21 protein-coding genes are annotated in these 23,671 nt (G+C 64.7%); 10 read left to right on the forward strand and 11 right to left on the reverse strand.

What is annotated here, in order from left to right:
- Positions 1–187 precede the first annotated feature (187 nt).
- Complete coding sequence (locus tag HWE04_RS05650) at positions 188–1,069, forward strand: MurR/RpiR family transcriptional regulator (RefSeq protein ID WP_241811798.1); 882 nt, start codon at positions 188–190, stop codon at positions 1,067–1,069.
- Between the two features lie 70 nt (positions 1,070–1,139).
- Here the strand turns inward: HWE04_RS05650 and HWE04_RS05655 are convergent, their stop codons facing one another.
- Together HWE04_RS05655 and HWE04_RS05660 are read right to left on the reverse strand one after the other, a co-directional pair.
- Positions 1,140–1,547 (reverse strand): DUF2000 family protein, encoded by a 408-nt coding sequence (locus HWE04_RS05655; protein ID WP_241811799.1) that lies wholly within the window; start codon positions 1,545–1,547, stop codon positions 1,140–1,142.
- A 53-nt stretch (positions 1,548–1,600) separates the two neighbouring features.
- On the reverse strand, positions 1,601–2,449 hold the full coding sequence (locus HWE04_RS05660; RefSeq protein ID WP_241811800.1) for an AraC family transcriptional regulator: 849 nt from the start codon (positions 2,447–2,449) through the stop codon (positions 1,601–1,603).
- Between the two features lie 264 nt (positions 2,450–2,713).
- On the opposite strand from HWE04_RS05660, the gene HWE04_RS05665 reads away from it, so the two are divergent.
- Positions 2,714–3,421 carry a YitT family protein gene (locus HWE04_RS05665; RefSeq protein WP_241811801.1) on the forward strand — a complete coding sequence of 236 codons (708 nt, stop codon included), beginning with the start codon at positions 2,714–2,716 and terminating at the stop codon, positions 3,419–3,421.
- Between the two features lie 18 nt (positions 3,422–3,439).
- Here HWE04_RS05665 and HWE04_RS05670 read toward each other — a convergent pair whose 3' ends face one another.
- Positions 3,440–4,327, reverse strand: coding sequence for an AraC family transcriptional regulator (locus tag HWE04_RS05670; RefSeq protein WP_446719209.1), 888 nt, complete (start codon positions 4,325–4,327; stop codon positions 3,440–3,442).
- 175 nt (positions 4,328–4,502) lie between these two features.
- On the opposite strand from HWE04_RS05670, the gene HWE04_RS05675 reads away from it, so the two are divergent.
- The 7 genes from HWE04_RS05675 to HWE04_RS05705 all read left to right on the forward strand — a co-directional run bounded on the left by HWE04_RS05675 (position 4,503) and on the right by HWE04_RS05705 (position 12,991).
- Positions 4,503–5,336: an oxidoreductase gene (locus HWE04_RS05675; RefSeq protein WP_241811804.1), complete on the forward strand. Its 834-nt coding sequence runs from the start codon at positions 4,503–4,505 to the stop codon at positions 5,334–5,336.
- A gap of 118 nt (positions 5,337–5,454) precedes the next feature.
- Complete coding sequence (locus tag HWE04_RS05680; RefSeq protein WP_274620046.1) at positions 5,455–5,925, forward strand: DUF305 domain-containing protein; 471 nt, start codon at positions 5,455–5,457, stop codon at positions 5,923–5,925.
- A gap of 120 nt (positions 5,926–6,045) precedes the next feature.
- Positions 6,046–7,386, forward strand: a complete 1,341-nt coding sequence (locus tag HWE04_RS05685; RefSeq protein ID WP_446719210.1) for a YncE family protein — start codon at positions 6,046–6,048, stop codon at positions 7,384–7,386.
- A gap of 152 nt (positions 7,387–7,538) precedes the next feature.
- Positions 7,539–8,798 carry a nitrate regulatory protein gene (locus tag HWE04_RS05690; protein ID WP_241811806.1) on the forward strand — a complete coding sequence of 420 codons (1,260 nt, stop codon included), beginning with the start codon at positions 7,539–7,541 and terminating at the stop codon, positions 8,796–8,798.
- A gap of 174 nt (positions 8,799–8,972) precedes the next feature.
- Complete coding sequence (locus HWE04_RS05695; protein WP_241811807.1) at positions 8,973–9,683, forward strand: gluconate 2-dehydrogenase subunit 3 family protein; 711 nt, start codon at positions 8,973–8,975, stop codon at positions 9,681–9,683.
- A 69-nt stretch (positions 9,684–9,752) separates the two neighbouring features.
- Entirely contained in the window at positions 9,753–11,534 is a 1,782-nt protein-coding gene (locus HWE04_RS05700) for a GMC family oxidoreductase (protein WP_241811808.1), read from the forward strand.
- Positions 11,535–11,545: 11 nt separating this feature from the next.
- The gene (locus tag HWE04_RS05705; RefSeq protein ID WP_446719205.1) at positions 11,546–12,991 is read left to right on the forward strand and encodes a c-type cytochrome; all 1,446 of its coding nucleotides are present in this window, start codon (positions 11,546–11,548) and stop codon (positions 12,989–12,991) included.
- A 185-nt stretch (positions 12,992–13,176) separates the two neighbouring features.
- Here the strand turns inward: HWE04_RS05705 and HWE04_RS05710 are convergent, their stop codons facing one another.
- Complete coding sequence (locus HWE04_RS05710) at positions 13,177–14,226, reverse strand: NAD(P)-dependent alcohol dehydrogenase (RefSeq protein WP_241811810.1); 1,050 nt, start codon at positions 14,224–14,226, stop codon at positions 13,177–13,179.
- Positions 14,227–14,590: 364 nt separating this feature from the next.
- Between HWE04_RS05710 and HWE04_RS05715 the strand changes: the two genes are divergently transcribed.
- A complete protein-coding gene (locus tag HWE04_RS05715; protein ID WP_241811811.1) occupies positions 14,591–15,625 on the forward strand; it encodes an XdhC family protein in 1,035 nt (344 codons plus the stop codon).
- A gap of 57 nt (positions 15,626–15,682) precedes the next feature.
- Here HWE04_RS05715 and HWE04_RS05720 read toward each other — a convergent pair whose 3' ends face one another.
- The 7 genes from HWE04_RS05720 to HWE04_RS05750 all read right to left on the reverse strand — a co-directional run bounded on the left by HWE04_RS05720 (position 15,683) and on the right by HWE04_RS05750 (position 23,646).
- A complete protein-coding gene (locus tag HWE04_RS05720) occupies positions 15,683–17,041 on the reverse strand; it encodes a c-type cytochrome (protein WP_241811813.1) in 1,359 nt (452 codons plus the stop codon).
- A gap of 18 nt (positions 17,042–17,059) precedes the next feature.
- Positions 17,060–19,309, reverse strand: a complete 2,250-nt coding sequence (locus HWE04_RS05725; protein WP_241811814.1) for a xanthine dehydrogenase family protein molybdopterin-binding subunit — start codon at positions 19,307–19,309, stop codon at positions 17,060–17,062.
- The gene (locus tag HWE04_RS05730; RefSeq protein WP_274620047.1) at positions 19,306–19,917 is read right to left on the reverse strand and encodes a (2Fe-2S)-binding protein; all 612 of its coding nucleotides are present in this window, start codon (positions 19,915–19,917) and stop codon (positions 19,306–19,308) included. The genes HWE04_RS05725 and HWE04_RS05730 overlap by 4 nt, the downstream gene beginning before the upstream one ends.
- 265 nt (positions 19,918–20,182) lie before the next feature.
- Positions 20,183–20,635 carry a DUF2442 domain-containing protein gene (locus HWE04_RS05735; protein WP_077235172.1) on the reverse strand — a complete coding sequence of 151 codons (453 nt, stop codon included), beginning with the start codon at positions 20,633–20,635 and terminating at the stop codon, positions 20,183–20,185.
- Positions 20,635–21,060: a DUF4160 domain-containing protein gene (locus HWE04_RS05740; RefSeq protein ID WP_241811815.1), complete on the reverse strand. Its 426-nt coding sequence runs from the start codon at positions 21,058–21,060 to the stop codon at positions 20,635–20,637. Before HWE04_RS05740 ends, HWE04_RS05735 begins: the two co-directional genes overlap by 1 nt.
- A 229-nt stretch (positions 21,061–21,289) precedes the next feature.
- On the reverse strand, positions 21,290–22,354 hold the full coding sequence (locus HWE04_RS05745; RefSeq protein WP_241811816.1) for an aldose epimerase family protein: 1,065 nt from the start codon (positions 22,352–22,354) through the stop codon (positions 21,290–21,292).
- Positions 22,351–23,646 carry a DNA-binding transcriptional regulator gene (locus HWE04_RS05750; RefSeq protein WP_241811817.1) on the reverse strand — a complete coding sequence of 432 codons (1,296 nt, stop codon included), beginning with the start codon at positions 23,644–23,646 and terminating at the stop codon, positions 22,351–22,353. The genes HWE04_RS05745 and HWE04_RS05750 overlap by 4 nt, the downstream gene beginning before the upstream one ends.
- Between the last annotated feature and the right edge of the window lie 25 nt (positions 23,647–23,671).

Below are 23,671 nucleotides of genomic sequence, written 5' to 3' on the forward strand. Positions count from 1 at the left end.
GGAATGCCGTGAAACACCAGATACAATCAGGTTAAAGCTGAAATATCTGTTTCACGACCACGCCGACGACGTACAATGCCTCTCGATCCAGGGCAGCGCCGCCCCGCACAAGACAGGTGCGCCGCGCTGCACTGGAATGATTCTTGCACCATCGCGCAGCATCCCAGACCAGGCCGTCCAGACAACCATGGCAAGCATTCCGACCAAGAAGAACAAGGCTTCGGCCTCCATCGAAAGCCGCATCGCGGCGCAGTACGAACAGCTTTCGGGAATTGACCAGCGGCTGGCCGACATCATCCTCAGCGCACCGGGTCAGTTGGCCATGCAGACGGCCACGGAGCTGGCCGAAAGCGCGCAGGTGTCCAAGGCCACGGCCACCCGCTTTTTCCAGAAACTCGGCTATGCATCCTACGACGATGCCCGGGAAGACGCGCGGGCGGCGCTGATGGGCGGCTCGCCCCTGTATCTGCAGAAGCGCGGAGAGAAGGAAGCCCGAAGCGGGCTCGGCGCCACCATCGAGGCGCACCTGAACCATGAGGTCGCCAACCTGGCCAATACCTACCGCTCGCTGGACCCGCAGGTCCTGACCGATGCGGTCAATGGCATTGCCAATGCGCAGCGCGTGGCGATCATCGGCTATCGTCACAGCCATACGATTGCGCAGATGATCCGGCGCGAGCTGATCCAGGTGCGCAGCAATGTGCTGGTACTGCCGGCGCCAGGAGATACGCTGGCCGAGTACCTGGGTGACCTGGGCGAGCGCGACATGGCGATCGTGATCGGTCTGCGACGCCGGGTGCCGGCGATCTCCCTGGCGATGGAAGCCTTGGCCGAGGTCGGCGTGAAGACCCTGTACGTGTCCGATGTGATCGCCGGCAAGCCGGCCCGACGCGCCGACTGGGTGATCCGCTGCCATACCGACGGCATGATGCTGTTCGACAGCGTGGTGGCCGTCTCCGCGATAATCAACCTGATCTGTTCGCTGACGGCCGAACGGCTGCGCGAACGCGGCAATGGCCACCTGCAGCGGGTGGAGGTGCTGCACCAGAAGTTGAAGGAACTGGAATGACGCGACCGGTCTGAGCGGCCGTCGCCATCCAGCCTGCCCAGCCCTGTCCCCTCCCCGCTCTGGCCTTCCTTCAGGGATGCAGCGCCAGTCCCTTGGTGGCCTTGTCCACCGCCTTCTTGCCGCCGCGCAGGGCCAGTCCCACCAGATTCATGGATGCCGGGTCTTCCGCCAGAAAGACCTGGCGATTGGCGTCGTCATGGCCGGTGGAAAACATCGCCTGCACATAGGGGGCGACGATCAGCTCACGTTCCAGGCCGATGCGATGGGCCGCCTGCAGCCCGGCCAGGTCGGCCTCGAAGATCAGGATGGGTTGGCCGCACAGGGCGGTGTAGCTTTTCCCGGCGGCATCGACATAGGGCGTGCCCAGGGCTTGCGGCGCGGCGGCGACGATGCCGGTGGCAAGGAATGCGGTGACGTTCAGGCGTTGCCACATGGGCAGGTCATTGCGCACCAGGATGGCGATTTTGGTATCGAACATGCGGTCTTCCCGATCAGAATTCAGAGCATTCCATCTTAGGAAGCCGCCGCGCTTCACTCTAGAACGTTTGTGCAGACGCGCCGGTAGGCGGCCGGGGTGATGCGGTAGGCGCGCCGGAACCAGCGGCCCAGATGGCTCTGGTCGGCAAAGCCGGCGTCTGCCGCGACCTGGGCCGGATCATGGCCGGCCGCCAGCAGGCTACGCGCCCGGCGCAGGCGCAATTGCACCAGATAGGCATGCGGGCTGCGCCCGAAGGCCCGGCTGAACTGGCGACTCAGGCGGAACCGGTCCATGCCGGAACAGGCGACCAGGTCTTCCAGGCCCAGATCCTCGGAAAAACGTGCATGCATCAGATCGCGTACCCGTTGCAGGGCCGGGGAAGGTGGCTCGTTGCTTCCCGCGACACTGTCGTCGAACTGGCCGGAGAGCAAGACCAGCATGCGGTCCAGGGCCAGGTCGCGGGCCAGTTTGCCCTCGCGCTGGTGCAAGGCCAGGAAGGCCCGGTGGATGGCCCCGGCGAGCTGGGCGTCGTCGTGCAGGGTCTGGCGGAAGGTAGCGAAGCGGGTCATCGCGGGCAGGCGCAGGTGGTCGGTCATCCTGTCCAGCCAGGGCGTAGGCAGGTAGAGCATGGCGTAGGTAAAACCGCTCTCATGGGGCGCGTGACCGTCGTGCAGGGCACCGGGTTCGATCAGGATGGACTTGCCGGGGGTGCTGACGTGCAAGGCGGTGCCGCAGCGGAAGCGCTGCACGCCCTGCAGGGTCACGCCGACCAGCATCTCGTCATGGTCGTGCGGATCGTAGGCATGGCCGGAGAAATGGGCGCCGATGCTCTCGATGCCGCTGTCCTCGTCGCGCTGCAGCCTGATCCATTCCTGGGCGGGCGTGGGAGAAAGAATATCCATGACGGGATTCTAGCCGGAGGCTACATTCCGGTGCTCATCCCTCGGACCCCCTGGCATATTTCCTGCTAGATGGGAAATGTTGCGAGGACGCAGCGCGGCCGCATCCAGTAGTCGCTGCGTCGCAACAAATCAATTACCATGCGCCCCTGCGGCGACTGTCGACGACAGAAGGCAGTCGCAAATGCAATGGTGGTGCCGGCTTACCCGCTGGCCTGTCCATTGCCGTAACGCGTTCGTTATCCACGATTGATGATTGGTATTGCCATGACGACCTCTACTGCCGGCTCTTCGTCTGCCTCCCCTGCCTCCGTGGCACCCGCTTCTTCCTCGTCTTCCTCGTCCCTACCCCGCCCGCGCGAGCGCGCTGCAGCGCTTCCCCAGGTGCGCCACAACTGGATCGACAACCTGCAGGGCCAGCTGTTCGGGGTGGTGATGATCGCCTTCGGCATGTCCATGCTGCATAGTCTCGGTCTCATCATCGGCCAGGTGGCCGGTGTGGCCTTCCTGGTCAGCTATGCCACCGGGGTCAGCTTCGGTACGGCCTTTGCGCTGATCAACCTGCCCTTCTACCTGCTGGCGGCCCTGCGCATGGGTGCGGCCTTCACCTGGCGCACACTGGCGGCGGTGACCGCCGTGTCGGTGCTGACCAATATCGCCGGTAACTACATCAGCTACAGCCACCTCGATCCGCTGGTGGGTGCCGTGCTGGCGGGTCTGTGCGTGGGCATCGGGCTGATCGGCCTGTTCCGCCACCAGGCCAGTTGCGGCGGCATGAGCATCCTGGCCAGCTACCTGCAGGAGCGCACCGGTTTCAAGGCCGGCTGGCTGCTGATGGGCTTCGACCTGGTGCTGTTCGCCACGGCGGCCTGCTTCATGCCGGCCGACCGCGTGCTCTATTCCCTGGTGGGGGCCATCGTCATGAACCTCTTCGTGGCCTGGAACCACCGTTACGAGTGGTATATCGCCCGCTGAACGCTGCGGCCGGAGGGCTCAATGTGAGGACACGAACTGCGCATCCGCAAAGCCGGGCGGCAGGGCAAAGCTCTCGCGCAGGCGCCGGCATTCGGCCACCGGGGTGGCGCCGAAGAGGCGCTTGAACTCGCGGCTGAACTGGCTGGTGCTGACATAACCCACCGCATGGGCGGCCGCCTCGGCCGTCATCTCTTCACGCACCATCAGCAGACGCGCCTGATGCAGGCGGATCGACTTCAGGTACTGCATCGGCGAGGCCTGGGTGATGTCCTTGAAATGCACGTAGAAACTGGGCGCGCTCATGCCGGCCTCGGCTGCCAGCTGCATCACGTCCAGGTCCTGCGCATAGTCGGTGTGGATACGCCGCAGCACCCGCCCGATCTTGCCGAAATGACCGCGCATGGCCAGGGCGTTGCGTAGCGCCTCGCCCTGGGCACCGGTGAGCACCCGATAGTAGATTTCGCGCAGCAGCGCGGTACCGAGGATGGCGGCCTCCTGCGGTTGCACCATCGCTTCCAGAAAACGCAGCAGGCTGCCCTGCAAGGCTGGCTCCATGGGCGAGGACATCATGCTGCGCGCCGCCTGCACGGCGGGGGCGCCCTGGCGGTCGATCTGCAGCGCCAGCTCGGCAGCCAGGGTGAAGTCCAGATGCAGGTACAGGGCCAGCAAGGGCCGTCGCGGCGTGGCATCGGTCTCCATGGTGAAAGGTACCGGTACCGAGACCGCCAGGTAGTGCTGCTCGTCGTAGAGATACAGCTCCCCGCCGAAATAACCACGCTTGCGCCCCTGGCAGACGATCACGATGCCGGGGTCGTAGAGCACCGGCGTGCGCGCCAGCGGGCCGTCGGCGCGCAGTACGCGCACGCTCTCCATGGGCGTGAGGTGATAGCCCTCGGTGGGCGCCATGTCCTGCAGCAGGTGGATGATGCGCTGCTGTACAGGGGCTTGCAGGGTGGGCTTGGCGGTACGCACGGGAATCTCTCGTTTCATAGTTTCAGGCAATAAAAACAGGTGATTACGGCTTAATGATTCGGTGATGGCTGACTATTATGCACTCCCCTACTTGAACTGGAGAAGCATGATGTCCCTGCAGAAAACCTTGCTCATCACCGGCATCAGCAGCGGCTTCGGCCGGGCGCTGGCCGTGGCGGCACTGGACGCCGGCCACCGCGTGGTCGGTACCGCACGCCACGCACAGGCGGTGGCCGACTTCGAGGCCCTGGCGCCGGGCCGGGCCTGGGGTCACGTACTGGATGTGACCGATACCGACGCCATCGCGCCCATGGTCAGCGCGGCCGAAGCGCAGACCGGTGGCATCGACGTACTGGTCAACAATGCTGGCTATGGCCACGAAGGCGTGATGGAAGAATCGCCGCTGGCGGACATGCGCCGCCAGTTCGAGGTCAATGTCTTCGGCGCGGTGGCGATGATGAAGGCGGTGCTGCCCTTCATGCGCGCCCGCCGCCGCGGCCACCTGATCAACATCACCTCCATGGGCGGGCATATCACCATGCCGGGGATCAGCTATTACTGCGGCAGCAAGTTCGCGCTGGAGGGTATCTCGGCCTCTCTGGGCCAGGAGCTCAAGGCGCTGGGCATCGCCGTCACGGCGGTGGCGCCGGGCTCGTTCCGCACCGATTGGGCGGGTCGGTCGATGGCGCGCTCGCCGCGTACCATCAGCGACTATGACGCCCTCTTCGACCCAGTCCGCAAGGCCCGCGAAGACAAGCACGGCAAGCAATTGGGGGACCCGGCAAAGGCAGCGCAGGCGATGCTGGCCCTGATCTCCATGCCGCAGCCACCGGCCCATCTGCTGCTGGGCAGCGATGCGCTGCAACTGGTGCGCGCCGGCGTGGCCGCGCTGGAACAGGAAATCCAGACCCATGAAGCGCTGAGCCGTTCCACCGACGGTTGAGCCTATCCTCCTAGCCGTCGTTGGGCATGAGCGGGTGACAGATTTGTCATTCGATTGTCATGCAGACGACGCCGTGCGCTGCCTAGACTGCCCGTACTCATCACCTCCAGGAGATAGCATGAAGGCAGTATCGACAACGCACGGCCGGTCGGCCCGGGGCTGGCGCCTGATGCTGGCGGCTTCGCTGGCATGTTCCCTGGCTGCGTTCGCGGCCACCGCACCGGCCCATGACATGGGGGCCATGCATGGTATGGCTCATGACAGCCCGGCACCACTCACCACGGCAACGCCCCCCGTCTTCGTGGCCAGCAGCGCCAAACCCTTTTCCGCCCTCAACGACGATGCCATGGCCGTGATGGACTACGGCATGCAGCACGCGCCCATGAACGGTCAACCTGACCACGATTTCGTGAGCATGATGCTGCCCCATCACCAGGGTGCCGTCGACATGGCGCGTGCCGTGCTGTTGTACAGCCAGGACCCGGAGATACGCAATCTGGCACTGGGCATCGTGGCCGAACAGCAGAACGAGATCCAGGTGATGCAGGCCTGGCTCAAGCGCCACGGCTACCCCTCCAGCGCGCCCTGAGCCCGCCATCACTGTGCCTCCCCCCGCTTTTCCAACCACCGCGCCAACGCCATGAAATCATCCAGACTCGCACTTTCCACCCTCACCATTTCGCTGCTGTCCTTGCTGTCCTGCTCAGCCATGGCCCTGCCCACCGCCCATGACCGGGTGTACACGGCCGACCAGAACAGCAATACAGTGTCGGTCTTCAATCCTGCCGACAATACGCTGGTGGGCCAGATCCGCCTGGGCAATCCGCGTCCGGACGTGCTCTCGCCCCTGTATCGCGGCCAGATCAACGTGCACGGCATGGGCTTCTCGCCGGACCACAAGACCCTGGTGGTGATCTCCAACGGGTCCAACTCGGTCACCTTCATCGATACCGCCACCAATGCCGTCAAGGGCGTGACCTATGTCGGCCGCTCGCCGCACGAGGGCTTCTTCAGTGCCGACGGCAAGGAAGTCTGGGTGGTGGTGCGCGGCGAGGACTACATCTCCGTCATCGACCCGCAGACCTTCAAGGAAACCCGTCGCATCCAGACCGCCGTCGGTCCCGGCATGGTGCAGTTCCTGCCGGACAACAAGCTGGCCTTCTCGGTATCGAGCTTTACGCCGCAGGTGGATGTGATCGACGTGAAGTCGCATACGGTGATCAAGAAGATCGACGTGGTGAGCCCCTTCTCGCCCTTCCTGCAATTTACGCCCGACCACAAGGAACTGTGGATGACCCACAAGGACGTGGGCAAGGTGACCCGCATCGACACCCGCACCCTGAAGGTGAGCGGCGTCATCGATACCGGCTTCATCACCAATCACCTGGCCTTTGCCACGGTCAACGGCCAGGTGCTGGCCTATGTCACGGTGGGTGGCGAGAACGTGGTCAAGGTCTACAGCACCGATGCCCAGGCGCAGTTGCTGGCGACCATCCCGACCGGTGCGCTGCCGCATGGCATCTGGAGTTCCGACGACAGCAGCCGGGTCTATGTGGGTCTGGAAAACGGTGACGGCATGGAGGTGATCGATCCGGCGCAGAACAAGGTGATCGCCCACGTCGCCGGTGGCCAGGCGCCGCAGGCCCTGATCTTCCTTTCCAACGTGGTCGGCGACGGGGATGGCAAGCAGAACCTGGCGCCGCTGGCCAATGCCGAACCGCTCAATATCCGCCTGAAACCCGTGACGGCGCCGGAAGCCAAGGGCTTCGTGGTGTCGCGCAACCTGGGCGTGGTCGATGCCCTGGAGGTGTCGCTCTTCAAGCTCAAGCCGCAGACCAACTACAACGTCTACCTGAGTGGCCAGAGTGCGCCGGTGGCCAGCTTCGTGACCGATGCCAAGGGCATGTCCAACGGCACGGCCATCGGTCCGGCGCGCCGCCTGGCCGAACCGGGTGCGCAATCTTCCCAGTCCGGCCCGCTGAAACTGATCGTGATGGAAGGCACGGCACCAGCCGACGCCAGCCGTGCCGTGCTGGTCAGCGACATGTAATCAGGTACGGCGGGGCGGACCAGGGTGCAAGGTCGCCGGCCCGCCCCGGGGTTTCGGGCAGGGGAGCGATCCTTTACAATCGCGGCAGCGCCGGGCATTGCACGAATATTGCATGCCCTGGCGGCTGCCCGCTCCCCCCCTTTCCTGCGCCCATGAGCAACGTCCTCAACTACCTGATCACTGCCCGCCGCTGCGAAGTGGAAGAACTGCAACGCCTCGCCCGCACCTGCCAGCTGGTGCTGACGGTGGGCAAACTGATCCACTGCCTGCAGCAGGAACGCGGCATTTCCAATATCTACCTGGGCTCGCGCGGTGAGCGTGATGCCCTGGTGTGGCGCGAGCGCGTGGCCGCCAGCGAGGTGGCCCAGCAGGAATTTGCCTCCTGGCTGGAGGCAACCGAACATGACAACGCACTTTCCAACGGTGCCCGCCTCTACACCCGCATCGCCTTTGCCTTGCACGCCCTGGACGGCCTGCCGCGCCTGCGCGCCGACGTGGCGGCCCTGGCCTGCTCGCCGACCGCCAGCTACGAACGTTTCAAGACGCTGGTGGGGGCGCTGCTGGCGCTGGTGTTCGAGGCCGCCGATGTGGCAGTCGATCCACAGATCTCACGCCTGCTGGTGGCGCTGTTCAACCTGATGCAGGGCAAGGAATTCGCTGGCCGCGAACGCGCCGGCGGGGCCGCGGCCTTTGCCATGGGCAAGATCACGCGCGAGCAGGAACAGAGCATCGAATACCAGATCGAGATGCAGGAGCAGGCGCTGCGCCGTTTCGAGTCTTTCGCCGAGGGTTTCCGCAATGAGTGGACGGCGATGCAGGCCACGCTGCCGCTGGCGGAGCTCGAGCGACTGCGCCGCAAGCTGCTGACCTCGCACGAGCGGCCGCTGGATTCCGATATGGCCGATGCCTGGTACCAGTGCTGCTCCACCCGCATTGACGGTCTGCATCAGGTCGAGATTCACCTGGCGCAATACGTGCAGGCGCAATGCCGCGCCAAGATCATCGAACTGCAGAAGGAGCTGGACGATCAGGGCCAGTGGTTCAGCCAGGAAGAGGCGCTCGATCCGCTGGCACCCCTGGCGACCTTCTCCTCCAGCCTGGATGGCGGGCACCTGAGCGGCGGCCCCATGGATGCCGGGGTCGGGCCGCACCTGACACAATCCATCGTCGACCTGCTGCGGGCGCAATCCGAACGGCTGCAGAACCTGACCCAGGAACTGGCCACCGTGCGCGAGAGCCTGGAAGAACGCAAGCTCATCGAACGCGCCAAGGGCGTGCTGATGATGAAGCAGGGGCTCAACGAAGAAAACGCCTATCGCCTGCTGCGCAAGCATGCGATGAACCAGAACCGGCGCATCGCCGAAGTGGCCCAGGCCATCCTCTCGCTGACCGAGATCCTGCCGGACGCCTGAGCAGCGGACATGCGGACATCGCGGTGCTGGTACAGCGTTGCGATGTCAGACGTTTCCGACACCAAAACCTCAGATTCACTGATCCCTTCGCGCTGCGCAAGCGCGCATCATGGCTCATCCGTACGGAAGGCATCTGCCTTGCTGCGGCCCCGATTTCCCACACGGAAACGCGCCATGAAAAAAATAAGCATCTCCGCCAATCGCCGCCACTTCCTGCGCGGCGCCCTGACTGCCGCGCCGGCTGCCGCGCTGGCGGTGACCACCGGTGGCCTCACCGTGGCTGCCCAGGGCCAGTCGGCCAAGCCCGGCGACAACACGCCCTACAAACCCAGCTTCTTCAATCAGGATGAATTCGCCCTGCTCAGTGCCCTGGCCGAGGTGCTCATCCCGGCCGATGAAAACGGCCCGGGTGCGCTGGAGGCAGGCGTGCCCGAATTCATCGATGCCCAGATGAACACGCCCTACGGCCAGGGACAGCTGTGGTACATGCAGGGGCCGTTCACGCCGGATGCACCAGCGGAGTTCGGTTACCAGCTGCCCTACCCGCCGCGTGAACTGTACAAGAAGGGCCTGGCCGAGTTCGACGCCGCCATCAAGCAGCAGTACGGCCAGGGCTACGTCGGGCTGAACCAGCAGCAGCGCGAAAAGATGATGGGCGAGTTCGAGAAGGGCAATGTGAAGATGGCCAGCATTCCCCCTGCGGCCTTGTTCAACCAGTTGCTGCAGAACGTGCACGAAGGCTATTTCTGCGACCCCGTCGATGGCGGCAACAAGGGCATGGCCGCATGGAAGATGATCGGCTTCCCCGGTGCCCGCGCCGACTACTACGACTGGGTGGACCAGTACGGTCGCACCTATCCGCTGCCGCCGGTCTCGCGCGGCTGATGGCCCGGGCTTCCCTGCCCCTGCCCATTACTTCTTTCCCTCTTCCCCTTCCCCAGGAAGCACAAGCACATGGCCAACAAGAACATGAAAGCAGTCGACGTCGTCATCGTCGGCTTCGGCTGGACCGGGGCCATCATGGCCAAGGAAATGACCGAGGCCGGCCAAAGCGTGGTGGCGCTGGAACGTGGTGTCTATCGCGACACCTATCCCGATGGCGCCTATCCCAAGACCATCAATGAGCTGGACTACCAGCAGCGCTTCAAGCTGTTCCAGAACCTCAATAAATCCTCCTTCACCTTCCGCCGCAAGATGGGCGACAGCGCTATCCCCTATCGCCAGATCGCCATGTTCAAGCCGGGCGAAGGTGTGGGCGGTGCTGGCTTGCACTGGTCGGGCTGCCACTGGCGCATCCTGCCGGAAGAGCTGCGCATGCGCAGTCATTACGAAGAACGCTACGGCAAGAACTTCATCCCCAAGGATATGAACCTGCAGGACTGGGGGGTGAGCTACGAAGAACTGGAACCGTATTTCGACTTCGCCGAAAAGATGATGGGGACTTCCGGCACCGCCTATCGGGTCAAGGGTCGCGTAGTGGACAATGGTGGCAACCCCTTCGAGGCCGACCGCTCCGACGCCTTCCCGCTGCCGGCGCAGAAGGAGCAATACCAGGCGGCGCTGTTTCGCAAGGCGGCGCAGCAGGCGGGCTTCCATCCCTTTACGCTGCCCTCGGCCAATGCCTCGGCACCCTATGTGAACCAGTATGGTTGCCAGATGGGGCCCTGCACCTTCTGCGGCTATTGCTCGGGCTATGCCTGCTACAACTATTCGAAGGCCTCGCCCAACGTCAACATCATGCCGGCGCTGCGCCAGAGCAAGCTGTTCGAACTGCGCAGCCAGTGCAATGTGTTGCGCATCGAACTCGACAGCACCCGCAAGAAGGCCACCGGCGTGACCTACATCGATGCCAACGGCGACACCGTGTTCCAGCCAGCCAATATCGTCGTGGCCAGTACCTTCGCCTACAACAATGCGCGGCTGTTCCTGCTCTCGGGCATCGGCAAGCCGTATGACCCGGTCTCCAATACCGGTGTGGTGGGCCGCAATATCGCCTTCCAGATGATGTCGACCATCAATGCCTTCTTCGCGCCGGGCAAGAACATCAATGGCTTCATCGGTGCCGGTGGCAACGGGGTGGCGGTGGATGACTTCAATGGCGACCACATGGACCACGGGCCGCTGGGCTTCGTGGGCGGTTCCCCGATCTGGAGCAATCCGGCCGGGGCCAAGCCAATCTCGGGGATTGCCGTGCCGCCCGGCACACCCAAGTGGGGGCGCGCCTGGAAGCAGGCGGTCAAGGACAACTATCTGAACACCATGTCCTTCGACGTGCATGGCGCCAACATGGTGTATCGGGACGTCTATGTCGATCTCGATCCGAACTACAAGGACGCCTTCGGCCAGCCGCTGCTGCGTTTCACCTTCGACTGGAAGGACAACGACATCCGCATGAGCCGCTATGTCACTGATCAGGCGGTCAAGATCGCGCATGAACTGAAGGCGCGCGAGATCAAGGTCACGGTCAAGGATTTCGGCGCGGCGCCGGACCTGCGCAGCTACCAGACCACGCACTGGGCCGGTGGCGTGGCCATGGGCAATGACCCGTCCACCAGCGTGGTGAACCGCTACCTGCAGAGCTGGGACGTACACAACGTGTTTGCGGTGGGCTCGGGCGTATTCGCCCAGGGCATCGGCTACAACCCGACCGGGGCGGCGGTGGCGCTGACCTACTGGTCGGCCCGCGCCATCCGCGAGCAATACCTCAAGGACCCGCGTCCGCTGGTCAGCGCGTGAGCACGGGAGTGATGATGAAACGACTGATCCTGACCTCCTCCCTGGCACTGGGCGCGGCCATGCTGGCCGCGGCAGCCGCTTACAACCTGGCGTATGCCGATGATTCGCTGACCGTTGCGGCGCCGCCCAAGCCGCCGATGGGCGGGCGGCTGTTGAATCGCCAAACGGCGCCCTTGCAGCCCTTCGCGGTACCGCCGGCCGATGCCGCGCTGTCGCAGCGCATCGCCGGCCAGGGCAGCCCCAGTGCGGACGACCAGTTGCTGCTGCGGGGTGCCTACCTGGCGCGGGCCGGCGATTGCGTGGCCTGCCATACCAGCAAGGGTGGCGCACCCTTTGCGGGCGGACTGGCGCTGGCGTCCCCGCTGGGCGCGATCTACTCGACCAACATCACGCCGGACAAGGAACACGGCATCGGCGACTGGAGCTACGAGGACTTTGCGCGTCTGATGCGTACCGGCGTCACCCGAGCTGGCTATACGGTCTACCCGGCCATGCCCTACCCGTCCTATTCGCGGCTGAGCGAGGAGGACATGCAGGCGCTCTATGCCTACTTCACCAAGGCCGTGCCGCCGTCTGCCCAGGTCAATCGCGCCAATGACATCCCGTGGCCGCTGTCGATGCGCTGGCCGCTGGCGATCTGGCGCAAGCTGTTCGCGCCGACGCCTTATGCAGCACCGGCCGGCGGCGACCAGGAACTGGCACGGGGTGCCTATCTGGTGGAGGGACTGGGACATTGCGGCAGCTGCCATACGCCGCGCTCGACCACGCTGCAGGAAAAATCGCTGCGTGACGACAGCAGCCGTCTCTACCTCTCCGGTGGCCAGGTGGTGGATGGCTGGAGCGTGCCGTCGCTGCGCAACGAGCATGGTGGCGGCATCGCTGGCTGGAGCCAGGCCGATCTGGTGGAGTTCCTGCGCACCGGACGCAACCAGTTCACAGCCTCCTTCGGGGCCATGAATGACGTGGTCGAGCATTCCATGCAATACCTGAGCGAGGCCGATCTCAATGCCATCTCGCGCTACCTATTGAGTCTGTCGCCGCGCAACGATGCGGCGCCCTATCGCTATGACGAGGTGAGCGCCACGGCCGCCTACGAGGGCCGCCCGCAGACGCCGGGCGCGGCGCTCTACCTGGATCGCTGTGCCGCCTGCCACCGCAGCAACGGCACGGGTTACGGCAAGGCCTTCCCGGCACTGGCGGGCAATCCGGTGCTGCAGACGGGCGATGCCACCTCGGCCATCCGCATCATCCTGCAGGGCGGACGCCAGCCGGCGACCGATTCGATCAAGGGCGGACTGGTGATGGGGCCCTACGCGCAGTTGCTCAATGACCAGCAGGTGGCGGAAGTGACCTCGTATATCCAGACCGCCTGGGGCAATCGCGGTGGGACGGTGTCGGCGGCCGATGTGGCGAAGATCAGGAAGACGGCGAAGCCGGTGGAGGATCGGGCGCCGTGAGGGCGGGAGCAAATGGCCTGGCACTACACCGGCCAAGGTACTCACCAAACAGCTGCGGATAAGGCGAACTTGCCTTGATCAAGCGCGCAAGCTCGCACGGGTGATCTTTCCCATGACGCCGGGGAGCGATAGACAAGTGGAACGATCCTGCGCTCAGGACCGTTCCACAGAGGTTGGCAAGGGGATCAGGCCGCCATGCTCGCGTTGTCGATCACGAAGCGATACTTGATGTCGCCCTTGAGCATGCGCTCATAGGCGGTGTTGATGTCCTCGGCGCGGATGAGCTCGATGTCGGCGACGATGCCGTGCTGGGCGCAGAAGTCCAGCATCTCCTGGGTCTCGGGAATGCCACCGATGAGCGAGCCGGCCAGGGAGCGGCGCTTCATGATCAGCTCGACCACGCTGGGCGATGGGTGTGGCTCGGCCGGGATGCCCACCAGGGTCATGGTGCCGTCGCGCTTCAGGAGGCCAAGGAAGGCATCCAGATCGTGCGGGGCGGCCACGGTGTTGAGGATCAGGTCGAAGCTCTTGGCATGGGCGGCCATCTCATCGGCATTGCGCGAGACCACGACTTCATCCGCGCCCAGTGCCTGGGCATCGGCACGCTTGGAGTCGGAAGTGGTGAAGGCCACCACGTGCGCGCCCATGGCATGGGCGATCTTGATGCCCATGTGGCCGAGGCCGCCGATGCCGACCACGCCGATCTTCTTGCCAGGGCCGGCGCCCCAGTGGCGCAGCGGCGAATAGGTGGTGATGCCGGCGCACAGCAAGGGTGCCACGGCAGCCAGGTCGGCTTCCGGATGGCGGATGTTCAACACAAAGCGTTCATGCACCACGATCTGCTGCGAATAGCCGCCCATGGTCCAGCCGGGAGCGTCGTCGGTCTTGCCGTTGTAGGTACCGACCATGTTGTCGCAATAGTTTTCCAGGCCTTCTTCGCAGTCGGGACAGGTCTGGCAGCTGTCGACCATACAGCCTACGCCGACCAGGTCGCCGACCTTGAACTTGCTGACGTGGTCGCCCACGGCGGCGACGCGGCCGACGATCTCGTGGCCGGGAACGCAGGGGTATTGGGTGCCGGCCCATTCGGAACGGACCTGGTGCAGGTCGGAGTGGCAGATGCCGCAGTAGGCGATGTCGATCTGCACATCATGCGCACCGGTGGCGCGGCGGTTGATCTGCAGGGGTTCCAGCGGCTTGTCGGCTGCATGGGCGCCGTAGGCATGTACTTGCATGGGAATCTCCTTGAGTCAGACGGGAATTGAAAACGGACGTGCAGACGGGCGGGGAACCTGTCGCGGAACAGGGCATTGTGACGTGGCGGGCGGAGTGAAGACAGACCTATTCCGCTACGATTATTGCCTGAAATTCCACCGGTCCGCACGAAGCCGGATGACTGCATGCACGGCAAGCGGGCAAACGGGGCCTGACGGCGGGCAGCGGCTTTCCGAAGGGCAAGCAAGCAGGCTGGCCGATTCTGCCTCATCATGTGGGCCGGGATTCGCTGGTCCGGGGCTTGCTTGGTCTATTGGTCAGCGCAATTAGTTCCGGCCACGATGTCGTGGCAGACTTGCTCCATCACCGTATTTCTAGCGCATCATGAACGACACCACTGATCTGAAGGTATTGCGCGCCCTGCATGAGTGGCGCCAGGCCGGCCGTAGGGCACTGCTGGCCACTGTTGTCTCCACCTGGGGCTCGTCGCCCCGCCCGGTGGGCTCCCAACTGGCAATCCGTGACGACGGCCGGCTCATCGGTTCGGTGTCGGGGGGCTGTATCGAGGATGACCTGCTGTTCCAATACATCAAGGACGCCCCCACTGCCTGGGGCCGCCCCGAGGCGCCGCAGCTGGTGCGCTATGGCATCGACGCCGACGAGGCGCATCGCTTCGGCCTGCCCTGCGGCGGCACGCTGGAGCTGCTGCTGGAATTCGATCCACCGGCCGCGCCCTTGCAGGAACTGGTACTGGCGCTAGAAAGCGGGCAACTGGTCTGCCGCAGCGTCGACTGCCTTACCGGCCAGAGCCGCATGGACGTCAGCCCGTCGCCGGCCGACCTGGTGTTTGATGGACAGACCCTGCGCCATACGATGGGGCCGGACTATCGCATGCTCCTGATCGGAGCCGGCATGCTGGCCGAATACCTGGCGACGATGGCGCTCTTCAACGGTTTTTCGGTGACGCTGTGCGATCCGCGTTCGGAATACCTGGGCGGCTGGGCGGTACCGGGGGTGCGCATCGTCACCGACATGCCCGACGACGCCGTGCAGGCCTTCCGCCCCGATCAGCGCAGTTGCGTGATCGCCCTGACGCACGATCCCAAGCTGGACGACCTGGCGTTGATGGAAGCGGTTGCCAGTCCGGCCTTCTATGTGGGTGCCATCGGCTCACGCCGCAACAGTGCCGCCCGCAAGGATCGCATGATGACCCACTTCGGCCAGACCGAAGAAAGCCTGGCGCGCCTACGTGGCCCTATCGGTCTTTATATCGGCAGCAAGACGCCTTCCGAGATCGCGGTCAGCGTCATGGCTGAAGTGCTGGCCGTCAAGAATGGCGTGGCCGTGCCTGCGGCCATGTCGGTGGCGGCCATGAAGCAGGCACGCGTGACGGCTGAATCATCCCCCTCCCCGACCTGAAAAAAAACCGCCGCCTGTGCAGGCGGCGGTTCCGGTACGACTTCCCCGAAAAGCGCTTCAGCGCATCTGCAGGACGATGGGATTGCTGCTGGCCGGATTGGTCCGTTCGCGCAGTTTGCTGACATCGTCCACCTTGACGGCGCCACCATGGTTGCCCCAGGAAGTGCGGATGAAGCTCAGTACGTCGGCGATTTCAGCGTCCGACAACTGGCTGCGGAACGGCGGCATGCGGTAGGCATCGGGCACGCCGTCGGCCACCACCCGCGCCGAGCCATTGAGGGTGACATTGATGGCCGAGGCATCTTCCCTGGCCAGCGATGACACGGCGCCGGCCAGCGGAGGAATCCAGGGCGCCCTGCCGCGCCCGTCGACCGCATGGCAGGCAGCGCACTTGGCCATAAAGGTGCGCGCCCCGCTCCCCTCCAGGCGTTGCGGTGTCAGGGCGACGGTGGTACTGGCGTCGTACTTCCACGGGGTACCATCGCGACCGGGGTCGCCCGGCAAGGATTTCAGGTAATGCGCGACGGCCTTCAGGTCGTCATCACTCATGAACTGGGTGGAGTTGTTGAAGGCGTCGGCCATGGAGCCGAAGACCACGGCGTGCTGGTTGCGGCCGGTCTTGAGGAATTGCACCACTTCCTCTTCGCTCCAGCGGCCGATGCCGATATTGACGTCGCCACGCAGACTGGGCGCATACCAGCCATCGAGCAGCGCGCCGGAGAGATAGAGGGGCTGGCCATCATCCAGCCCCTTTTCGTTCATGGCGACGCCACGCGGGGTATGGCAACTGCCGCAGTGGCCGGCACCCTGGACGATATAGGCGCCCCGGTTCCAGAGAGCATCCTTGCCTGGCTGGGGCTGATACGGTTGCGGACGGGTGAAGGCCAGGTTCCAGAACGCCAGCGGCCAGCGCATGTCCAGCGGCCAGGGGATATCGCTCTCGCGGTTGGCCTGCACCACCGGTTTGACGCCATGCATGAACCAGGCATAGAGCGCGCTGACATCTTCATCGGCCATCTTGGCGTAGGAAGGATAGGGCATGGCCGGATAGAGCCGGTGGCCATCCCGGGCCACGCCATGTCGCAGGGCGCGGTCGAAGTCGGCCAGGCTGTATTCGCCGATGCCGCTGGCGCGATCCGGCGTGATGTTGGTGGCGTAGATGGCGCCCAGCGGGGTGGCCATCTCCAGGCCACCGGCGAAGGGCTTGCTGTTGGGCGTGCTGTGACAGGCCACGCAATCGGCCAGGCGCGCCACATATTCACCGCGCTGGAGCAGTTCGGCCGAAGGCGCCGGGGGCGGTGCGCTGCCGTCGAAGGGCGAGGCCGGCGTGCGCAGGGCGACCCAGGCGGCGCCGATGATGAGCGCGACAAGGATCAGCAGGAAGATGCGCAGCTTCCCGGTTTTTGGAGTGGTCATGGATGCGTCAGTCCGCCATCAGGCCTTGAAGGTGTAATGGGACAGCGGCATGCTGCGGATGCGCTGGCCGGTCAGGTGTGCGACCGCATTGCCCACCGCGGGTGGCACGGCCGGCAATGGGGGCTCGCCGATGCCGCCCATCTTGGCGCCGCTCTCGATGACTTTCACATGCACGCGGGCCATGCGTTGGGGCGGCAGGATGGGATAGAGGTCGTAGTTGCGCGCCACCCTGGCCCCTTCCTTGTAGACCACTTCTTCCAGCAAGACCTGCGACAGGCCCAGTGAAATGGCGCTGTTGACCTGGGCCTCCACGATGGCCGGGTTGACGATGCGGCCGGGGTCGATGGCTTCCCAGATGTCGTGCACGCGGACCTGGCCGTTCTCGATGGAGACTTCGGCGATGGCCGCAGTCTCGGTGCCGAAGGCCTTGGCCATGGCCACGCCACGGGCGCGACGGGTGCCGTCGGGCGCGGTGAAGGGGCCGCGCTTCCAGCCGCCCGACAGATCGACCGCCGCCCGCAGCAGCGTGGTCAGGCGCTCGTTGCCCTGCAGCAGGCGCAGGCGCATTTCATAGGGGTCCTGGCCGCCCTTGTCGGCGATCTCGTCGAGGAAGGCTTCGTAGAAGAAGTCATTCATCGAGTTGCCCACCGAACGCCAGTAGCCCAGTACCGGCGGATTCTTGACGAAACGCTGGCCGATGCGCTTGTGGGCGAACTGGTAGGACTTGCCGGCCAGGCCTTCGAGGGCGGTCGGGTCGATCTTGTTGCGCTTGTTGGCAATCGATTCGGCGGGACCTTCGGTGGCGCTGATGGCTTCGATGGCGATGGGGAAGCCCTTTTCATCCAGGCCAGCGCGGAACTGCACGACCGCCATGGGCCGCATGGTGTCGCGGGCGAACTCTTCCTCGCGGCTCCAGATCACCTTGACCGGGCGACCGACCGCCTTGGCCAGCTGGATCGCCTGCGGGAATACCATGGCGCTCTCGTAGAGGAAATGGCGGCCGAAGAAGCCGCCCAGCAGCGGCGAGTGGATCTGGATCTTTTCCGGCAGCAAGCCGGTCTGCTTGGCGATGGCACCCTGGAACATCTCGGGCGCCTGGTTGGGGATCCACATTTCCAGCGTGCCATCGGGATTGAAACGGGCGGTGGCCGAAGGCGGCTCCAGCTGCGCGTGATTCAGGTACTGGCTGCGGTAGCTGGCCTGCACCACGGTCTTGGCACCGGCGATGGCCTTGTTCACATCGCCTTCGCTCTCGGCCTCATCCACGGCAGCGGTGGAGCTGGCCAGTTGCGCGGCGAACTGTTCGGTGGAAAAGTCCGCCGGCACATAGCGGCGGTCTGGCGCCGGGCCAGGGTCGCTCCAGTCCACCTGCAGGGCTTCGACGGCGCGCTTGGCGTTCCACCAGCGCTCGGCCACCACGGCCACCGCACCAGGCAGGCGGTGCACCGAATGCACGCCATTCATCTTGCGCACCTCGGCCTCGTTGCGGATGCCACCCACTTCCAGGCCCAGGCGCGGCGCGTGCTGTACGGCGGCCTGGAGCATGTTCTCCACCTGGGTATCGATGCCATAGAGGGCGCGACCGGTGGACTTGTCCAGCACGTCCAGGCGCGCCAGGGGCTTGCCGATCCAGCGGAACTGGCTGTCCTGCTTGAGCTTGATGGTGTCCAGCGGCGGATTGGGCAGGTCCAGCGCCTTGGGGGCAAGTTCACCATAGCTCAGCGAGCGGCCACTGGCGGCATGCACCACGCGGCCTGGCTCGGTGGACAGGCTCTCCAGCGGCACCTTCCATTGCGTAGCGGCCGCCTGCATCAGCAAATGGCGCGCCAGCGCGCCCACGCGGCGCATGGTGGGATAGCTGGTACGCACCGACATGCTGCCGCCGGTGATGCGAATACCGATGTCCATGACCTTGTACTGGTCGTTGGCGGGGGCGTTGTGCACGACGAAGCCGGCTGGATCGGCGTCGAGCTCCTCGCCCACGATCTGGGCCATGGCGGTGAAGATGCCCTGGCCGCCTTCGACGAAGGGGCTTTGCAGGTGGATGCTGTTGTCCGGGCGGATCTCAAGGAAGGCCGGCACCCGCGTGCCGGCGGCGGGTGCCGCACTGCCCTGTGCCCGGGCGTTGCCGGCCGGTAGCGCAAAGCCCAGTACCAGAGAGCCGGCAGCAGTGCCGGCGGAGGTCAGGAGAAAGTGGCGGCGCGAGACATTGACCGGCTCGCCATCGGCTGGCAGGTCCTGGGCGGAAAGATCGTACGAGGGGTTCATGCCTGCTCCTTTCCGGCCTTGGCTTTCTGCGTGCGGCTCCACTGGATGGCGGCCACGGCACCGATACCCGCCACGGCAGCGGCGGCGACGGTGGTCTGGTTGACCCCGGCCGGCCCGGCGGGGGCTGCCGGCAGGGTCGATGCCGCTGCCGCAGGACTACCCTTGCTGCCGGAGAGGTCGTGCATGGCGGCCTTGATGGCGTTGTAGGTGCCGCAGCGGCACAGGTTGACCATGGCGGCGGCGATCTGCTCGTCGCTGGGCTGGGCGACCTGCTTCAACAGCGCGGTTGCGGCCATCACCTGGCCGGACTGGCAGTAGCCGCATTGCGGGACCTGGTGCTTGACCCAGGCGTCGACCACCTGCTTGCCTACCGGATCGGCGCTCACCGCCTCGATGGTGCTGACCTTGCGGCCGGCCATGGCGCCCACCGGCATGACGCAGGAGCGCAGCACCTCGCCATCGACCAGGACCGAGCATGCCCCGCACTGGGCCAGGCCGCAGCCGTATTTGGTACCGGTCATGCCCAGTTCGTCGCGGATCACCCAGAGCAGGGGCGTCTCGACGTCGGAAGTGATCTGGTAAGTCTTGTCGTTTATCTGGAGTTCCATGGTTCCTGCCATCGGGGTTGAGAACGCAAATCAGGGCGGGACGCAGCCCTGGGGGAGCAAACGGACGCAGCAAGGCGAGCCCGTGCATGAGCATTAGCTCCCGCATGATGACGCATCACGCGGGAGACGATTAGCTGACCTGGGCTTAATGGGGATATTAGACGAACTAATGAATTCCGTCGCAGAGCGGACGGATATGCGGTTGGTGGCGGTGGTGGTGGCGGCAGTGGGAGGTCCCGTTGAACGAGGGTATTGCCAAGAGGGGCTAGACGTCCTGCGGCAGCTTACGGGGCCGGCCGCCCTTCTTGCCGTTTTCACGCACGGCCAGGACCTTGGCCTCGCTGCTGCGGCTGCCGTTGCGGGTTGCGACCACCGTCGACGCCAGTTTCATCAAGGCCGGGCTGGCGGCCACCAGGCCGGCGATGGAGACATGCAGGTCGCGCTCTTCCAGGCACAAGGCACTGCCGGCGTACCCCAGTTCGATGCGCCCCAGTTCGGCGGCACTGAGTTCGGCCAGCTCGGGGTAGTTGTCGATGGGCAGCAGGACGGCAGTCTTGTCAGCAAAACCGATGGCGATGGCTGCGAAGGCGGGAAGATACTCCACCTCCGTAGCCTGCAGGGCGGCGCCAGCGCGTTTGCTGCCGCGGGCCAGGGCCTGTGCAAGCAGCTCTTCGGTGACGGGCGGATTGTCGCGTTTCTTCGCTTTGATGATGGTCATTACTGTATCTCCAGGGGACTGGCTTGCCCCGCGAGTTGAATCAAGGTGCTGTCACGTTCAGGTGCGTAACGCGCCCACACAATATCGACGGCATGCCGCCGGAAAACGCTGGGACTGACGACTTCTTCCCGGCGCGGGTCCCACTGCTGGTGATCGAGGCAGACCGAAGCCCGGCTCTGCCACCATCGCTGGCGCGCTCGCCGCAGATGGTCCGGCTGTTCGATCACCTGCCTCAACTCCTCCAGCAGCGCGATGCCGGGGGCAGCCCACATGGGCCTCACATCCCACAAGGCCACGCCGTGTTGCCAGAAACTGAACTGGTAACGCGCGTCCCAACGCTCGTGACCTACATGGACATGCGGCGGGCAGTGCTCGTCACGGGTGAAGACGGAAACGACCAGACCCTTGTAGCTGCAGATTCTCATAAACCTAACCGTTAGGTTATTGGATTGTAAGCCCCAACGCAAGTCATGGACGCAAACAGGTTCACCCAGATGAGTTACCTAAAGCACCAAAACAACAAATGGATGCGTACGGGGAGCGGACGCGATGCCACGTTCAGCGGCACCGCGATCGGAGGAGGCTAAAGAGAGAGGAAGGGCAAGTCAGCAGTAACGCGGATGTAGGACTGCTTTATTCAAAAATTTCAATCTTTCAGTCGCGCACGCCCAGGCGATATACCGTGGTCTGCCGATAGACCTGACCCGGTCGGAGGATCACCGCTTCGCTCAGGGGTGTGTTGACCTGGTCCGGGTAGGACTGCGCTTCCAGGCAGAAGCCGTCATGGATGGCATACGGCTGTTCGCCCCGCCCCTGTACACCGGAGAGGAAATTGCCACTGTAGAACTGCAGGCCGATTTCGGTGGTGGACACGCGCAATTCGCGTCCCGAACCCGGTTCGTAGACGGTGGCGACCTCACGCAGTGTCTGCGCCACGCGGCTCTCGCCGGGCACAGGTTCGTGCTCGCTGCGCAGGCAATAACAGTGATCGAAGCCACCGGCCAGTTTCAGCTGCGGATCGGGCCAGTCCAGGCGCGGGCCAATGGGGGCCGGCTGGCGGAAGTCGAAGGGACTGCCGGCGACCTCGGCGCGTGCTTCCGGGATCAGGCTGGCATCGACCTGCAGATAGGCGTCGGCATCGATGGCGATGATGTGGTCACGGATATCGCTGGCCCCGCCATTGAGATTGAAGTAGGCGTGCGAGGTCAGGTTGATGGGGGTGGGAGCATTGCTGGTGGCGGTGTAGTCGATGCGCAACTGGCCATCGTCGTCCAGGCGATAGAGTACCGATGCCATCACCGTGCCGGGAAAGCCCGCCTGGCCGTCGGGCGACACCAGCATCAGGCGCAGGCCTTCCGGGTCGGGCTGGACCTGCCAACGCTGGGCATGGAAACCGTCGCGGCCGCCATGCAGATGGTTTTCGCCTTCGTTGCAATCGACCTGTCGCGGCGTGCCGTCCAGGGTGAAACGGCCACCGGCGATGCGGTTGCCCCAGCGACCGACGATGGCCCCGAAATAGGCCGGGTTGCGCTGGTATTGCTCCACCCGGTCGAAGCCCAGCAGGATGTCGGCCTCACGGCCATAGCGGTCGGGCGCCCACCAGTTGACCATGGTGGCACCGAGGTCGCTGATGGTCACGCGCATGCCGGTATGGTTGCGCAGGGTATAGAGCTGGATGCCGTCGGCGGCGGTGGTGTGGGAAAGGGTGAAATGGGTCATTTTGTGGAGGTGAGGAGGGCGTTCCCTGCGGTTTTCTTTTTCTGCCGTGGTGCAGGAGCGGCGCAATGCTCCAGCCCGGCGACGAATTGTTCCTGGTATTCCCTGGGCGTACAGCCCAGTTCGCGCTTGAAGACGGCGTGCATGTATTGCACGGTGGTGAAGCCGCAGCTCACGGCGATCTCGGCGGCATGGCTGCCGGCCTGCTCCAGCATGCGCTTGGCGGCTTCCAGCTTGAAGCGCAGGATTTCATCATGGACGCTGCGTCCCAGTTCGCGCCGGAAATACCATTCCAGCGAGGACCGTGAGATGCCCACGTAATCGGCCACCTGATCGGTCTTGATGCCCTGGCAGGCGTATTGCCGGATGAAATGCAGCGCCTGCATCACATGCGGGTGATTGCGTACCTCGTGGCGACTGGAGGCCAGGACATTGATGCCCACCGGCGGCACCATGATGCGGGTGTCCGGAAAGCGCGCCCCATGCAGCATCTGATGCAGCAGGTGAGCGGCGGTGCGACCCATTTCCACGCTGCCCTGGATCACCGAACTGAGCGGAATGCGCGTCAGCACGCGGGCCAGGGGATCGTTGTCGATACCGATCAGCGCCACCTGTTCGGGCACGGCGATGCCGGCAAACAGGCAAGCCTGCAGCAGCTGGCGCGCACGGGCATCGGTGACGGCGATGATGCCCACCGGCTTGGGCAGGCTGCGCACCCAGGCGATCTGCTGTTCCACGGCGGTATCCCAGGATTGCGCGCTGGTGCCCACGCCCCGGTAGATATGCCCTTCGATGCCGTCGGCGGCTGTCAGGCCGGTGAAGATGCGTTCGCGCTCCTGCGCCCAGCGGTTGCAGTCGGACTCGGGCAGACTGAACAGGGCGAAATGCTGAAGGCCGGCCTCGATCAGGTGGTCGTAGGCCAGCTTGACCATCTTCACATTGTCGGTCGCCACATAAGGGCGGTTGGCCGGATATTGGGAAGGATCGGCGTAGGAGCCGCCAATGGCCACCACCGGCAGTTGCACCCCTTCCAGCGCGGCGGTGGTGACCGGGTCGTCGAAGTCGGCAATGATGCCGTGTCCGGCCCAGCGCTCTATGCCTTGCGGACGGCAGCGGAAATCCTCTTCCAGGTAGAGGTCCCAGGAAGCGCGGGTACTGCTGATGTATTCGCCGATGCCGGAAATGATTTCCCGGTCGAATATCTTGTTGCCATTGAAGAGCAACGCAATCCTGTGCACCGTGGGTACTTTTGCCACGCTGTGTCTCCTTGGGGTGGCGTCGCTGGCGCGCGCCATTTTTGTCTGGATGGGCTCTGGTGTC

The organism is Herbaspirillum sp. C7C2 (genome assembly GCF_022627865.1).
In the GTDB taxonomy this organism is placed as follows: Bacteria; Pseudomonadota; Gammaproteobacteria; order Burkholderiales; family Burkholderiaceae_D; genus Herbaspirillum; species Herbaspirillum frisingense.